The sequence below is a fragment of the Dyella sp. ASV21 genome, assembly GCF_016428975.1.
Classification (GTDB): domain Bacteria; phylum Pseudomonadota; class Gammaproteobacteria; order Xanthomonadales; family Rhodanobacteraceae; genus Dyella.
In genome coordinates, this window is the sequence record NZ_JAELTT010000153.1 from 1 (window position 1) to 1,378 (window position 1,378).

The 1,378-nt window shown below is 66.8% G+C and carries 1 protein-coding gene; it reads left to right on the plus strand.

Features of this window, described 5'->3' with window-relative positions; all coding sequences use genetic code 11:
- Positions 1 to 325 precede the first annotated feature (325 nt).
- The coding region (locus JHD67_RS21350) for a hypothetical protein (RefSeq protein WP_199101153.1) at positions 326 to 1,378 on the plus strand (1,053 nt) is incomplete at its 3' end.

The window sequence follows — 1,378 nt, forward strand, 5'->3', positions numbered from 1 at the left end:
CTTGGCTGCCCACGTTGCCGCTGGGGGCGCCCGAGTACTTCCATGCGCAGGTGCGGCCCACGCGCATGGAGGCCGGGCGGCCCGTACTCAAGTTCGGCTTGCCCAGCGCGGCGCAGGAAAACCAGGTCGTGTGGACGTGGATCGGCGCGTAGCCGTGCGCTCGGTAAGGGCGGCCAATGACGAGACAGCGGAATTCCCTCGCGTGGTTCCAGCAACAAACGGGCCGACCGTGGAGGGTCGTCACATGACACCGCGCAACTCAACCACCCATTGCCACCTGCTTGCCTTCGTACTTGCTGCTGCCACTTTGCTCGGAGCCCCTGCCATGGCCGATGACACCGCCGAACCCACCACCGCCAACCCGCCCGCCGATGCGGTCGCACTGAGTGGTCGCTGGGGCGACTACATCCAGGGCGTGAGCAGCGGCGGCGGGCGCTTCCAGGTGGTCTATCGCGGCGGCGTGGAGGAGATCGACAAGCCGACCAAGTTTACCGAAGGTACCGGCGTGGGCGTGCTGGAGGGGTCGCTGGCCCTGTCGCCCAGCCCGGTATGGGAGTCGACCCGCCAGCTGATCTGCGAGGGCAAGGATTTTGGCGGCATGCGCCCAACCAACCCCTGGGCCACTGGCAGTGCGCGCTGCCCGGATGGCCGCATGGCGGGCGCCAGCGGCGACTCCGTGGTGGGCGGCAAGGACGGCAAGATGCTCGTGGGCACGCTCAGCAGTCTACTGGTGCCTTACTACCGCGATGGCATTGGCCCCCAAGGCACCCGCCGCGTCTGGCTCACCGCCGAAACCTACCTCGCGCCGGCCGGCAACCAGCTCAAGGTGACCTTGCGGCTCATCAACAGCGGCCAAGAGGATATCGTGCTGCGCAGTCCCGATCAGTGGGAGGGGCGCTATAACCCGATGGGGTCCGGGTATACCTATGTAGCCGTCGCCGGGTTTGACCGTCTGGGCCACGACTTTGATGTACCTGACCTCGGGAGCAGCGCCCTGGCGCCGGGGCAGGAGTTCACTGATGGCCAGTGGGTGATACCGGCCGGGCAACAGCGCGACGTGGTGTTTTTGACCTATCCCGAGAAGCCGTTTCCGGCAGGGGCCTACGAAACCGCGGGCTCAGTAGGATTTCTACACGTGCTGGCGCCCGCCAGCTTGAAAGGCTCCGTAGGGCTTTGGTTTCGCCACACCACCAACAACCGCTTCGAACGCAACTTCCCCGCCGACGATGCCGGTCGTGCCGAGCTAGAAGACGCCCGCCGCCTGCGCGAAGCGCATCAGCCGCCCCTGCGCATCGGCGACAAGGTGACCGAAGGCGGCTGGTATCGCGCGGTCTCTTCGGACAAGGGCACGCCCGAGCAGCGCGATAGCATCCCGCGC